Source organism: Buttiauxella selenatireducens (assembly GCF_031432975.1).
Classification (GTDB): Bacteria; Pseudomonadota; Gammaproteobacteria; order Enterobacterales; family Enterobacteriaceae; genus Buttiauxella; species Buttiauxella selenatireducens.
Map to the genome: position 1 here is coordinate 1,948,008 of NZ_CP133838.1, position 13,804 is coordinate 1,961,811.

10 protein-coding genes and 2 pseudogenes are annotated in these 13,804 nt (G+C 55.1%); all 12 read left to right on the top strand.

Translation table 11 applies throughout. The features are described from left to right. The first annotated feature begins 6 nt into the window (after window positions 1-6). Window positions 7-3,423, top strand: a complete 3,417-nt coding sequence (locus RHD99_RS09015; protein ID WP_309878487.1) for an ImcF-related family protein — start codon at window positions 7-9, stop codon at window positions 3,421-3,423. Continuing rightward, window positions 3,423-5,018: a type VI secretion system protein TssA gene (gene tssA / locus RHD99_RS09020; protein WP_309878488.1), complete on the top strand. Its 1,596-nt coding sequence runs from the start codon at window positions 3,423-3,425 to the stop codon at window positions 5,016-5,018. The genes RHD99_RS09015 and tssA overlap by 1 nt, the downstream gene beginning before the upstream one ends. A 2-nt stretch (window positions 5,019-5,020) precedes the next feature. Continuing rightward, window positions 5,021-5,548, top strand: a complete 528-nt coding sequence (locus RHD99_RS09025; protein WP_309878489.1) for a DUF805 domain-containing protein — start codon at window positions 5,021-5,023, stop codon at window positions 5,546-5,548. A gap of 27 nt (window positions 5,549-5,575) precedes the next feature. Further along, the gene (gene tssF / locus RHD99_RS09030; RefSeq protein ID WP_309874525.1) at window positions 5,576-7,339 is read left to right on the top strand and encodes a type VI secretion system baseplate subunit TssF; all 1,764 of its coding nucleotides are present in this window, start codon (window positions 5,576-5,578) and stop codon (window positions 7,337-7,339) included. Continuing rightward, window positions 7,303-8,400, top strand: coding sequence for a type VI secretion system baseplate subunit TssG (tssG, locus tag RHD99_RS09035; RefSeq protein ID WP_309878490.1), 1,098 nt, complete (start codon window positions 7,303-7,305; stop codon window positions 8,398-8,400). Before tssF ends, tssG begins: the two co-directional genes overlap by 37 nt. After that, entirely contained in the window at window positions 8,381-8,917 is a 537-nt protein-coding gene (tssJ, locus tag RHD99_RS09040; protein ID WP_309874520.1) for a type VI secretion system lipoprotein TssJ, read from the top strand. The genes tssG and tssJ overlap by 20 nt, the downstream gene beginning before the upstream one ends. Before the next feature lies 1 nt (window position 8,918). Beyond that, window positions 8,919-9,361, top strand: a pseudogene (gene tssE, locus RHD99_RS09045) (type VI secretion system baseplate subunit TssE). Between the two features lie 180 nt (window positions 9,362-9,541). After that, window positions 9,542-9,685: a hypothetical protein gene (locus tag RHD99_RS09050; protein WP_309878491.1), complete on the top strand. Its 144-nt coding sequence runs from the start codon at window positions 9,542-9,544 to the stop codon at window positions 9,683-9,685. Window positions 9,686-9,812: 127 nt separating this feature from the next. Continuing rightward, on the top strand, window positions 9,813-10,262 hold the full coding sequence (gene yiaA, locus RHD99_RS09055; protein WP_309878492.1) for an inner membrane protein YiaA: 450 nt from the start codon (window positions 9,813-9,815) through the stop codon (window positions 10,260-10,262). A gap of 109 nt (window positions 10,263-10,371) precedes the next feature. Then, window positions 10,372-10,839 carry a hypothetical protein gene (locus RHD99_RS09060; RefSeq protein WP_309878493.1) on the top strand — a complete coding sequence of 156 codons (468 nt, stop codon included), beginning with the start codon at window positions 10,372-10,374 and terminating at the stop codon, window positions 10,837-10,839. 72 nt (window positions 10,840-10,911) lie between these two features. Beyond that, window positions 10,912-13,079: pseudogene (locus tag RHD99_RS09065) on the top strand (PA5441 family protein). Continuing rightward, window positions 13,049-13,759, top strand: coding sequence for a DUF3142 domain-containing protein (locus RHD99_RS09070; RefSeq protein WP_309878496.1), 711 nt, complete (start codon window positions 13,049-13,051; stop codon window positions 13,757-13,759). The pseudogene RHD99_RS09065 and the gene RHD99_RS09070 overlap by 31 nt, the downstream one beginning before the upstream one ends. Window positions 13,760-13,804 lie beyond the last annotated feature (45 nt).

The following is a 13,804-nucleotide window of genomic DNA, read 5'->3' on the forward strand; positions in this document are numbered from 1 at the left end:
ACAGAAGTGACCAAGAAGAAAAGTCTCAGTACATGGATAATTGTCATTGTGCTGCTCGTCATCGGTGGATGTTTGATCTGGTTTGACAACCCTGTAGTCCACCTCCCTACACGGGAAAGAAAACTGATTGCCTCGATGGCATTGCTCGGCGTTTGCATGGGAGGAATGCTTTTTGATGATCTGTTTATCCGGCTATGGAAGGCAATCGTCCAGTCAGAATTCAGTCAGTCACTCAAAATTCGTTTTGGCGGAAAGGGCAATACGAAACCAAAGTCTGCAGAAGTTGAAAGCAATCATGTTCTCCGGACCAAGAACCTCCAGCAGGCCCTGCGCAGCACCTACGGCCGCCTCTGGTCCCGCAAAGTCCGCATCCTGCTGTTAACCGGCAGCGCGGCCGATGTGGAACAACTCGCCCCCGGCCTTACTGCACAGTTCTGGCAGGAAGACGCCGGTACCGTTTTACTGTGGGGCGGCGATTTAGGCGCACAGGCAGATGCCGCCTGGCTTGGCGCGCTGCGTAAACTGCGCCGTCGCCCGCTGGATGGCGTGGTGTGGGTGACATCCGCATTTGCTAAGCATTCCTCCCTCGGCCAGAACGATCTCAAACCGACACTCTCCATCGACATGATGGACAGCGTCGGTCAGGCGTTTGCCGCCCGTTACGCATTACTCGGCTGGCGGCTGCCGCTGTATGTCTGGTCGCTGCATAATGCGGAAGGCGCGCAGGCGGAGCGTGTCACGCAGTCTGTCGGTTGCCTGTTGCCCGCGAATTGCAAAGCGGACGAGCTGAGCACGCAGCTTTCTGGTCTGGTGCCTGGCCTGATAGAGCAGGGCACACAGCAGGTAAGCACCAGCACTGCACACCAGTTTTTACTCCAACTTGCCGACCAACTCTCGCGCACGCCTGATTCGGTGGCCGGACCGCTGGGTACGCTGTTGAACCCATACCGTCCTTCGCCGCTGGCGGGGGTGATGTTCAGCCCGGCTTCCGTGGATGCAAAACGCACCGTCAAAAATCACTGGGGCAAAGACAACCGCTGGGATGTGCTGCTGGATTCGCTGCCGTCACTGCCCGCAGGTTTAGCCCCGAAAAAGCTTGGTTTTGCCTGGCGCAGGCTGTTAGCGATGTGCGTCGCAGGGGCGATGGTGCTGTGGGGCGCTGGCATGGTGATGGCCTTCCTGGTTAACCGCGACGCAATAAATACGTCCGAAACACAGGTGCAGCTTGCCGCGAACGTGAAGCAACCGCTCCCGGCACGTCTGAAAGCACAACTCGATTTACAACACACGCTCGATCGCCTGCAATATCGCCAGCAGGATGGCGCACCGTGGTACAGCCGTTTTGGCCTGAGTCAGAACGATGCGCTGTTAACCGCACTCTGGCCGCACTACGGGGCCAGCGCGTTGCCGCTGCTGCGTGATGCCGCCTCACAGCACCTTGAAGAACAACTGGAAACCCTGGTGCAGTTGCCGCCGGACGACCCGAATCGCGACAAACTGATTAAGCCGGCTTACGACCAGCTCAAGCTGTACCTGATGCTGGCGCGTCCGGAGAAAATGGATTTTGCGTGGTTCAGCAAAACGCTGCTCAGCGACTGGCCGCAACGAGAGGGTGTGCCGGATGGTGTCTGGCAGGGGAGTGGCCCGGCGCTGCTCGATTTTTATGCCCGCAACCTGGCCCGTCACCCGGAGTGGCGTCTGCTGCCGGATGAAAATCTGGTGAATCAGGCCCGTACCCTGCTGGTGCGCCAGATGGGGGCGCGTAACAGTGAATCGTCGCTCTACCAGAAGATGCTGCGCCAGGTGGCAAACCAGTATGCCGATATGCGCCTGTCCGATATGACCGGTGATACCGATGCCGACCGTATCTTCACCACCGATGCGGTGGTGCCGGGGATGTTCACCCGCAAAGCCTGGGAAGAAGCGGTCAAACCGGCCATTGAAAAGGTGGTCAGTGGCCGGCGTGAAGAGATGGACTGGGTACTCAGCGATATCAAAAGCACCGTTGTGCAACAGGATTCGCCGGAAGCACTGCAGGCGCGTCTCAAAGAGCGCTACTTTGCTGATTTCTCCGGCAGCTGGTTGGAGTTCCTCAATAGTCTGCACTGGCAACAGGCACAGACGTTATCTGACGCTATCGACCAGCTCACGCTGATGGCCGACGTGCGCCAGTCGCCGCTGGTTGCCCTGATGAACACCCTGAGTATTCAGGGGAAAACCGGGCAAACCGGCGAGGCGCTGTCCGACTCGCTGGTGAAGTCCGCCAAAAACATGTTAAACCGCGACGAGCAACCGGCGATTGACCAGCAGGCCGGGGCGCAAGGCCCACTGGATGCGACCTTCGGCCCGGTGCTGGCGCTGATGGACAACAAAGGCGGCGGGCAGACCAGCCTCAGCCTGCAGACGTTCCTGACACGCGTCACCCAGGTGCGTCTCAAACTGCAACAGGTGGTGAATGCTGCCGACCCGCAGGCGATGACCCAGACGCTGGCGCAGACGGTTTTCCAGGGCAAAGCGGTGGATTTAACCGAAACCCGTGATTACGGTAGCCTGGTCGCTGCAAGCCTCGGCCAGGAGTGGAGCGGCTTCGGGCAGACGGTCTTTGTCCAGCCGATGGAGCAGGCCTGGCAGCAGGTGTTAACCCCTGCCGCCGAAAGCCTGAATGCCCAGTGGCAGGCGGCCATTGTGGATGACTGGAACAGCACCTTCGGCGGGCGCTATCCGCTAAAAGATACCAGCAGTGAAGTCTCCCTGCCGTTACTGGCGCGTTACCTCAACAGCGACAGCGGGCGAATCACTCGTTTCCTGCAGACGCGTCTCAACGGTGTGTTGCATAAAGAGGGTAGCCACTGGGTGCCGGACAGCATCAATGCCCAGGGGCTGACCTTCAGCCCGGCATTCCTCAAAGCGGTCGATACCCTGAGTTACCTGTCCGATGTGGTATTCACCGACGGTGAAGCGGGGATGAGCTTTGAGCTTCGCCCGGGCACAGCCAAAGACGTGATGCAGACGGACCTGGTGATCGACAGCCAGAAACTTAGCTACTACAACCAGCTTCCTGCCTGGAAACGTTTCACCTGGCCGCACGATACCGAAGCGCCAGGGGCGAGCCTGAGCTGGATAAGCACCCAGACGGGTACCCGCCAGTATGCGGATCTGCCGGGAGCGTGGGGCTTAATTCGTCTGCTGGATAAAGCGTCTGTGACCCCAAATCCGGGAGTGAACAGCAGCTTCAGTCTCACCTGGAAAGCGCAGGACGGACGGCCCCTCAACTACACCCTGCGTACCGAAGCCGGGGAAGGCCCGCTGGCGCTGCTGAAATTGCGTAACTTCACGTTGCCGGCACAGATATTCAGTGTTGATGCTCGAGCCTCCGCAACTGCCGTACAGACCGCAGACACTGAATTCGGGGGTGACAACTGATGGCCACGCTGAACACGTTACTCAATGCCTGCCATGCCGAGCAGGCGACACTGGCACAACAGGCGCAGTTGCACATTCCGTTGTGGGAGAAATGGCTGACGCCCGTTTCCGAAACTCTCCCGGTCGGGGAAGATCCTGGCTATGACGACCACTTCCAGCAGATGCGCGAGGAGGTCAACAAGCTCTCCGGTGCTGATACGGCACGGGTCTGCGAGCTGGCCGAAAAGCTGCTCACCACCACCTGCAAGGATGTACGTGTTGCCACCTATTACATCTGGGCGCGGCTGCATACCGACGGCGAAAGCGGCCTGGCAGAAGGGTTGACTTTGCTTGCCGGGCTGTTGCAGCGCTTCGGGGATGCTTTGCATCCGCAGCGTGCCAACAGCCGCAAACTGGCGCTGGAATGGCTGGCGGGCAGCCGTGTGCTGGACAGCCTGTCGCTCTACCCGGAAGTGGTGAAAGCGGACTTTGAGCGTATCACCGGTGCACTGGCACTGATTGAAGAGTGCGTGACTGGCTGGGATGACGCGGCTCGCCCGCAGTTCAGTGGCCTGTACGCCGCGCTGGAAAACCGCCTCGCGCAGTCCGGCGGCCCGGATGCGGTTATCCCACAGAACAGCGGCACCCCCACTGTCAGCAACACGTCGACAGCCGATGCGCCATCGTTGAAAGCAGTCACTTCGGGACGAGATTTACTTGACCAGGCCAGGTTGCTGGCGAAGTACCTGCACGATCAGCCAAACGGCTGGCTTTCCGGGCATCATCTGATGAAAAGTATTCGTCTTGACACTCTGCATGAGCTGCCTGCGTTGGATGCCGTCGGGCGTACGCGCCTGGCGCCGCCAAAACCGGAAAACCGCGCCGTGCTTAAACGCCTGTATCTGCAACAAAGCTGGCTGGAATTGCTGGAACAGACCGACAGTCTGTTTGCTCAGGGCGTCAACCATCTGTGGCTGGATTTGCAGTGGTATGTTCATCAAGCCTTGACCAAAGCCGGTGCGCCATACGAAGGCTGGGCAGACATTATTAAGCAGGATCTGAATGGTCTGTTGGCGCGTCTGCCGGGCCTTGAAGGGCTGGCATTCAGCGATGGTACGCCGTTTGCCGATGAAGTGACGATGAACTGGATACACCAGCAGGTCACGATGTCCGCAGGCTGGAGCGACAACTCTGCCGCGCCTGCCAGCACTGCAGGCGACGACGATATCCTGCAACTGGAGCCGGAAGCGCTGGCCCAGGCCGACAGCGAAGGGATTGAGGCCGCACTCAACTGGCTGCAGAACCGCCCCGGCACCCGTACCCCGCGTCACCAGTGGCTGCTGCGCCTGTTGATGGCCCGCGTCGCCGAGCAGTACGGCAAAAACGACATGGCGCTGCATCTGCTGTGTGAGCTGGACGGCAACGCCAGCACGCTCACCCTCACGCAGTGGGAGCCGGAACTGCTGTTCGAGGTAAAAGCCCGTCGACTGAAATTGCTGCGCATGAAAGCGACCCGTGCCGAGTCGGACAAACCGCGTATTCAGGGCGAAATGGATAATTTACTGGCGGGGTTAATTAGCCTCGACCCGGTCAGGGCGGTGGTGTTGTGTGGGTGACTATGGAAAATAAAAGTATCAGTCGGTGTTATCTGGATGGCTGGAAAAAATGTTTTGTTTATAAAGGAAATGCAACCCGCAAAGAATTCTGGTCGTTCATTTTCATCAATATTCTGCTGACGTTATTAGCCGGGGGACTCAGCTACCTCTGGCTGACCTCCTTTGCCGGTACTGGCGACGGCGGGATGGCGCTGGTATGGATTTATTACGTTTACCTGCCTCTTCGTGCGCTGGTGCCTCTGGTGTTACTGCTGCCCGTATTGTCCCTCGGTATCCGCCGTATGCACGATATCGGGAAATCAGGATGGTGGTTTGGCGGGGCGTTACTCATTAACCTGGCGGTCTTGCCTGCAATTATTATTGCGCTTTATTTCCTTTTCCCTGAGTCAACTATCGATATTTCCGGATCGGGTTTTGTAAAGGGAGTGAGCACTATCTGGAATATTCTTTCAATCGGTTTTCCTGTCTGGTTATGTTGCAAGCCAACAAAAATAAAAGACCCGACCTCATCGTCTGATGTGATGAATTAATATTTACAACGAGGTTCTTTATTTTTTATGAAAGACTTAACCCTGCGTTATTACGACACCGAATTGCGCTATCTGCGCGAGGCGGGAAAAGAGTTTGCCCAGACGCATCCCGATCGGGCGGCGATGTTAGACCTCGATAAACCCGGCACACCGGACCCTTATGTAGAGCGCATCTTTGAAGGTTTTGCCTTCTCAATGGGGCGGCTGCGCGAAAAGATTGATGACGACCTGCCGGAGTTCACCGAAGGGCTGGTGAGCATGCTGTGGCCGCACTATCTGCGCACCATTCCGTCGTTGTCGATTGTGGCGCTCTCCCCGGATGTTCCGGCGATGAAAATCGCCGAAGTGGTCCCTGCGGAGATGGAAGTGTTTTCCCGTCCTGTCGGGCCGAAAAATACCGTCTGCCAGTACCGCACCACGCGCGATATGGTGCTCAACCCGCTTGAAGTCGCCAAAGTGGTGATGGCGACCGAGCCGGACGGGCGCTCGGTGCTGCGTCTGCGGCTGGCGTGCAGTTCGCAGGCGGACTGGGCGCAGGTGGATTTGAAGCGCCTGAGCTTTTATCTGGCGGGCGATGCACCGGTCAGCAGCGCGTTGCATTTAGCACTGACCCGTCGCCAGGCGGCACTGTATCTGCGTCTGCCGGGGCAGATTGACCGCATTCGGCTCGATGGCTGGTTCTCACCGGGCGGTTTTACCGATGAAGATCTGCTGTGGCCGAAAGGGGAGAGTGCGTTCAGCGGTTACCAGTTACTGCTGGAGTATTTCACCTTCCGCGAGAAGTTTATGTTTGTGAACCTCAACGGGCTGGAGAACATCACCCTGCCTGCGGGCATTGAGTGGTTCGATATTGAAGTGGTGCTGAACAGCCAGTGGCCTGGTGATTTACCGGTGACCGACGATGTGCTGCATCTGCACTGTGTCCCCGTCATCAACCTGTTCTCCATGGAAGCCGACCCGCTGATTATTAACGGGCTGGAAAGCGAATACCTGTTGCGTCCGCGTCGTTTGCAGGACGGGCATACCGAGATTTATTCGGTGGATTCGGTGACCGGTTCGAGCCGCACGTCGGAAGCCTCCTACGTACCCTTTACCAGTTTCCGCCATCGGGGCGGGATGCAGCGCCGTCATGCGCCGGAGCGTTACTTCCATACCCGCGTCAAGCGCGGAGTGACCGGACTGCATGATACCTGGCTTATCCTCGGAGGCGTGCAGTGGGAAGCCGATCGTGAGTTTGTGCGCGAGGCGGTGTCGCTGAAAATCACCGGGACCAACGGCCAGTTACCGCGCAAGGCGCTGCAAAGCACGCTACTTGACCACTGCGAAGCGGTGCTGCAGACGCCACTCAAAGTGCGCAATCTGTGCAAACCGACGCTGCCCGCCTATCCCCCTGCGGAAGATCGTTTTCAGTGGCGGGTGCTGAGCCACCTCGGTTCCAGCTATCTCAATCTGATGAGTAGCGCGGAAGTCCTGCGCGGCACGCTGGAGCTGTACAACTGGCAGGGTGATGAGCTGAATAACCGCCGTCTGGACGCCATCCTTGAGGTGCGCCATCACCAGGTGCAGCGTTTCGAGAAGGGCTTTTTGCTGCGCGGTATTGATATGGAAGTGACGATTGACGGCAATGGCTTTACCGGCGAAGGAGATATTCACCTGTTCGGCGAAATGCTCAACCGCTTCCTGGCGCTCTATGCCGATATTCACCTGTTTAACCAACTCACCCTAATCGTTCAGCCCGAAGGCAAATGTATCCGATGGAAAGAGAACCACAATCAGCGTCTGCCCGGCTAATTGAGCAGATGCGCGATAAGCTGCCGTACACGCAGTTTTATCGCTTCTGTCAGTTGCTCGAGCAGAGCCAGCCGGACGCGCCTGCACTGGGCAGCCACTGGCAGGTCAAACATGATCCGGTGCGTTTTCGTCCGCATCCGGGGATGGGGTTTCCGGCCAGCGAGTTTAAACGGGTGGAATTCCCGGACCAGCCGCACCTGCCGCCGACCATTCGCACCACCTTTATGGGCCTGTACGGCGTGGAATCACCGCTGCCGACGGCCTATATCGACGACATCACCCAGCGCCGGGAGGGGTACGAAGCGGTTAGTGATTTTCTGGATATTTTTAATCACCGGATGATCACCCAGTACTACCGCATCTGGCGCAAGTATTCGTATCCCGCCACCTTTGCACCAGGCGGTACGGACAGAACCTCGAAATATCTGCTGAGTCTGTGCGGGTTGGGGATTGAGGGGAGTGCTACGCATATTGCCACGCCGGTTTCCCGTTTCCTGGCGCTGACCAGCATGATGCGCCTGCCGACCCGCACCAGCGAAGGTGTGGTGGCACTGGTTCAGCTACTTGCGCCGGATACTCAGGCTACCGTCATTGCGCACGACCGGTTGCGTATCCCGTTGCGTAACCAACTGGCCATGAGCGCGCGCCAGCCCGTCAGCATGCGCAGCAGCCCGGTGATGGGGACCCACGCGGTGGATGTGAACAGCCAGATATTACTGAGCCTGAAAACGAACAATGCAGATGAAGCCCGTGAATGGCTGCCCGGTGGGCAACTGCATACCGATTTGCTGGCCTTACTGCATGTTTACCTCGGCTCGCGCCTGCATGTGCGCCTGCAACTCTCTGTTTTACGCAGCCTGCTACCGGATGCACAGCTTTCCTGTCAGCCGCAGCACAGCGGCGTGCTGCTGGGGCGTACCGCGGTAATGCGCACGCAGCGCGCGGTTGCCACTACCAAAAATAACGATGAACTTATTACGATTAACCTGGGCCGCTGGCAGCGTGTTCAGGAAAATCTTCACCGGAGGGAGACCGATGAACATGGCGACTATCGCTGGTAAAACTTGTTACACCCTGTTGGCGCTGGCCATCACGGCAACCCTGAGCGGTTGCGGGCTGACCCAGAAAGTGACCGACAGCACCGTCGCGGTGACGAAATCTATTTTCTACAAGCAGGTAAAAACGCTGCATCTGGATATTCAGGCGCGCGATGCGGTGAACAACAATGCGAACGGTGCGCCGCTGGCGACGGTGGTGCGCATCTACCAACTCAAAGACCGCAAGGTGTTTGACGGTACGGATTATCCGTCGCTGTTTGCTGATGACAGCCAGGCGATTAAAGCTGACCTGGTGGCGGAGAAAGATATTCGTATTCGTCCTGGCGGTGCCGTCAGCATCGATGTACCTCTGGATGAGACAGCCCAGTATGTGGCAGTGGCAGGGCTGTTTCTGGCACCTGATGTCACCAATAACACCTGGCGACTGGTGCTGAGCCGGGACGATCTCGACCCGGATAAGGCTCGCCAGATTGAGCTCAATAATCAGGGGATGACCTTGCTGCCCCTGAAGGATAAATGAGATGGCACAACCTTCTGTCTACGAAATGCTGACCGGTAATTTCGCCGGAGGCCTCGAGCTGCACGACATCAGCGAAGAGAATCAGGTCATTATGTCGGTGCTCGATAACATGCAGCGTATTCTCAACTGCCGGCGGGAAGCCTCAGCCATCTTCCGGATTACGGTCTGCCGGATATGAGCAAAATCCTGCAGGGAATGCCCGGCACCGCGCATTCGCTGCTGACCATGCTTTCAGGCACGCTGCTGAAATACGAACCACGCCTGAAAAGTCTGAACGTCATTTTGTTGCCACAAAGCGAACCGGGACATCTCGAATACGCGATTGATGCGGAATTAAAAGGTGTTGGTCTGGTGCGCTACGGCACAGCGTTTATGCCAGAGGGAAGGGTGCTGATGCGACACCTTAAACAGCAGAGCTATCTTAAGCGCGGGTCAATGAATTAATGACACGTTAGCAAGGCAGACAAAATATTCACCCATTGACATGAGCAAATAATAATTTTAACGAAATAATTATTTATCGTTGGACGGTTATTTTATAAAAAGGAAAGCTATCGATATTTATAATGATAATCGGGCTGTCGGGTTGTGCAACAGACCACCTCGCGGAGGATATCGATAATCATGAGGGAGGAAAAACTTTATACCGGAATGATGTTATCACTGCTGTACCCGGTGGCTATAGCCACTGATGTGGTATTGTCGCCTTTATATCTGCTCGGCGGTATTGCCGTTCTGTCGCTGTATGGCATTATTTTAATGCACTAACACTCAGGGTTTTAATTGTGTTTATTGTGAACTTGCTTCTGTTTGTCTTTCAATAAAAGAAATATCAATTCAGAACTAAATTATTGCGTTTTATATTTTATTTTAACTCATAAGGAATTAAATTTCTATGAAAGCCAATTCTACATCCACCTCTCCGGCATTTTCTGCCATGTCCTGGCTAGCAATGGTAGGCGGGGTCATTGTTTATCTGATTGGCCTCTGGCGTTCAGAAATGGAACTGAATGAAAGAGGTTATTATTTTGCGGTAATGATCCTTGGGCTATTCTCGGCGGTGTCGTTGCAGAAAACAGTTCGTGACCGTATGGAAAATATCCCTACCAGTCAGATGTATTATATTTCTTGCGTCGTGGCGTTTGTCATTTCAGTTATTTTATTGGCAGTCGGTCTGTGGAATGCTTCGCTTCTGGCGAGTGAGAAGGGCTTCTACGCCATAGCCTTTTTCCTTTGTCTGTTTGGTGCAATTTCTGTGCAGAAAAATGTTCGTGATAACCAGTCAGAAACAAGCGATATCGTTCCACAACAGATGAAAGAACAAGCGACGACTGAGCAAGAATAATTCGGCCCGTCTGCACAATAACCTACGCACTGGTTATTTTTGACAGCCAGTTAATCAGGTTTCTTATCTGCCTGGACAGCAGGCAGATAAATGCAACGACAGAGGAAGCATGTCAGCAAAAGAACGATTTTTAAAAAAACTTCAGGACAGTCAACCGCGCGGCCCGTATGACAACAAAGCGCAGGCCGATATTGCCGAATTTCAGCAGAAAATGAGCCAGCTTCACGAAACAATGGAAGGCTGGCTGGACGGCACCGGTATTCGTACTGAAAGCACCTCCGTTTCGCTGGTCGAGTTTCTGATTGGTGGCAGGGCATTCAGCGTGCCGGGCATTCATCTTCGCCATGAGAACAAAATGGTGAAATTCACCCCGGTCTTTTTATATGGCCAGGGTGTAACGGGTTGCGTGGAAACCAGCCTTTGCGCTGACGCCACCGTGACGCCGCTGTGTCGCCTGTTTATGCGCGCGGGCGAAAACACCCACTGGACCTGGCGTCCAGCGGGGATGTCCACCGACCCGGGCAGTGCGTTTGGCGAAGATATCTTTTTCGGCCTCATTGAAGGGTTGCTGGCGTAGGAACGGCGGCCTGACTCAATCCAGTAGGGCTATGTCAGCTTCATAGATTTCTTATTTTCAGGATGACAAGTGATGAATCATGGAATACCCCGCAGTGCTGTTGCGCTGCTTTTTTCTCTCACGGCCTGCGGGCAGGCTCTGGCCTCATCAGATGAAAGTGGCTGTCCGTGGGGCGTATCTGGCTGTCTGCTGGCAAGCCCTCCTGTTTTCGGGGTGTCTAATGACACCCGGATAACCTGCTGAGATTACTGAGCGAACGCCAGTCATTGCCACTGCCTCTACAGGCGGTACCACAGGACCTGACCCGTAATCGTAATTTTTACTTCGGTGAGCATCTTGATGACTGGTACAGCGGCATCGCTAAACGTCGTGAGGAAGTGCCTGAAGCACTGCCTTCGCCTGTTGCTGAACCGTTAACAGCGCTGGGCCTGGATGCGCAAATTGCTGAACCTTCAGATAACGATTCTGACACACTTGAAAATCGCTTTGTGTCGATGACGGCTGAATCTGAAGCCGGGTTCCTGAACGCACTGCTTGCGGACAAAAGCCTGACGCAGGAACAGCGGCAAGCCCTGGCAAAAGTACGAATGTCTCTGGCAGGAAACGCAGAAACGAAGACGGCAATCGAGAGCCTCGCTTTTCCAGCTGATTCGGTTGCCCAACAATTTCGCCAGTACCTCTCTGCCGCCAGTGACTTTTATGCAGGGCAATACGATGCGGCACAGCAAGCCTGGATGAGTCTGAAGGATTCATCACAGCCCTGGCTTGCGGAAACGAGCAGCTACATGTTGATTCGAAATGCGCTGAACAAAAGCAGCCAGAACGCAACCGGTGAATACGGCGATTTTGATGTCGATAAAATTGATCGTGAATCGGCAATGCAGGCGGGTCAGTGGACTCAAAACTATCTCCAGCACTGGCCAGAGGGATTATATGCGGCATCAGCGACAGGCCTCCTTCGCCGCATCAACTGGTATTTGCAGGACTGGGACTCGCTGGGCAAACAGTACGAGCAGGTGCTGACAACATCCAAAGATGCACATTCGTTGGTCGCGTTGATTACGGAAAATGACAGCAAGTTGCAGAGCAAAGATTTCACCTGGAATACGTCCTATTTTCTGAGTGCGCCTGAGGCCCCGCTGTTGACCTTTACCCAGACACTGCGGTTGATGCGTAATATGAAATGTGACGGGCGGCAGCCGTGCGTTAACCCGGAGTATTTATCCCAAATCAAACCGATTTTTGAGCACTCCAGTACGCTTGCATACTGGCAATATCTTGACCTGATGCGCAGTTATCTGACGCAGGATTACACCCGTGTCATCCACCAGATTAAGCCTGTTACGGCGTTGCCTCCGAACGATATTCTGACCTTCAGTAATCAGGTCCTTTACGGTAATGCGCTGATGGCACTAAATCAGTGGTCAGAAGCACGAATGCACTGGTCTGCGCTTTTAACCTCATCGAAGGATGTGGAGCAACAACAATTTTTGCAAAGTCAGCTCGCGGCAACGCTTATCGGGGCAGGACAAACCGAAGTAATATTTGCGCCTGATAGCCTGGTTACCAGCCTGAGATACCGCTCAATCGTGTTGAAGACTCGTGCAACACCTGCGCTTTTGCGCCAGCAAATCAGCGATGCGCCGAATGACGAGGAGCGTACGATTGCACTTCATTCGCTGTTGATGCGTGATCTGATTGAGGGGAATTACTCAGACTGGCTATTGGATAAGAAACGCGTATCGAACATCACCCATCCGGCGATTGGTGAGGCATTCTCCGATGTGGATTTGAGCGTGTTTGACTGGTTGGGCGCGGCTCCTGAAAAGGGGTACTTCTGCAAATCACTGGAGCAAACGGTCAGCGCACTCAGTAAAAATAGCCATGATAGCCATGCACTTAACTGCCTGGGTGAATTTTTCCGCACCACAGATGCCAAAATTGACCTGTGGAAAGATGGAGAGGGTAATGCATCCCTGGGGGATGTCACCCTTGGCAATGAGGTGAAAACCCAGCCCAGCAGACAGGATTATTATGAAGAAATCATCACTAACGAAAAAAGCGAGCCGGAAGATAAAAGTTACGCGCTCTATCGGGCCGTGATGTGTTACTCCCCGTCGGGTTACAACGATTGCGGGGGGAAGGAGGTTGATAAACTCAAACGCAAAGGGTGGTTTACTCAACTTAAAACACAATATCCGGGATCGCCATGGGCACAAGAACTGCGCTATTACTGGTAGCGACCCTGCTGATAAGCATACCTGCTGGCGCTGTCGTTCAGGCGGAAGAGTACCAGGAATTCTGGCTGTGGTCCGGAGTCAAACCCACTCCGGCGATGCGCAATGCGCAGGTTGTGTATCTGCATCAGGGGGAAATTGTCTCCCGTCACGGTCAGGCTGTTTTTGAGCGAATGGGGCTTCCTGTCAGTCGGCTTACCTTTCCCCAGATCTGGCTAACGGTGCGGATAACTACACTGGATGTACCGGAAACCCTTTGGCCCCGCATCATGCAATTGCTGCAGCTCTGGGCGAAAAAAGGCAACATCGTCATTGGTCTGCAAATCGATTTTGACGCCTCGACCTATCGACTGGATGAGTACGGTCAATTTCTGGGCCATCTCCGGACTTTGTTGCCTGCTGAATATGCGCTGGGGGTCACGGGGCTGCTCGACTGGGCAAAGACCGGTAGTATCGCAACGCTCAATACGTTACCCATTGATGAACTGATCGTGCAGAGCTATCAGGGGCGCAAAACGGTCCCAAATTACAGCGCCTATTTACCCTCATTATCCCGGCTGGCGATCCCCTGGAAGATCGGAGTTGTGCAGAATGGGGAGTGGGATAATCAGCAAGAAAGTCGGTTATGGACATCACCCTGGTTCAGAGGCGCAGTGGTCTTCATGCTAAATCCCCGTCGCTGATGTTTTTCAGTGCGCAAGGCTAAAGATCCACATTCTTACCCTTTA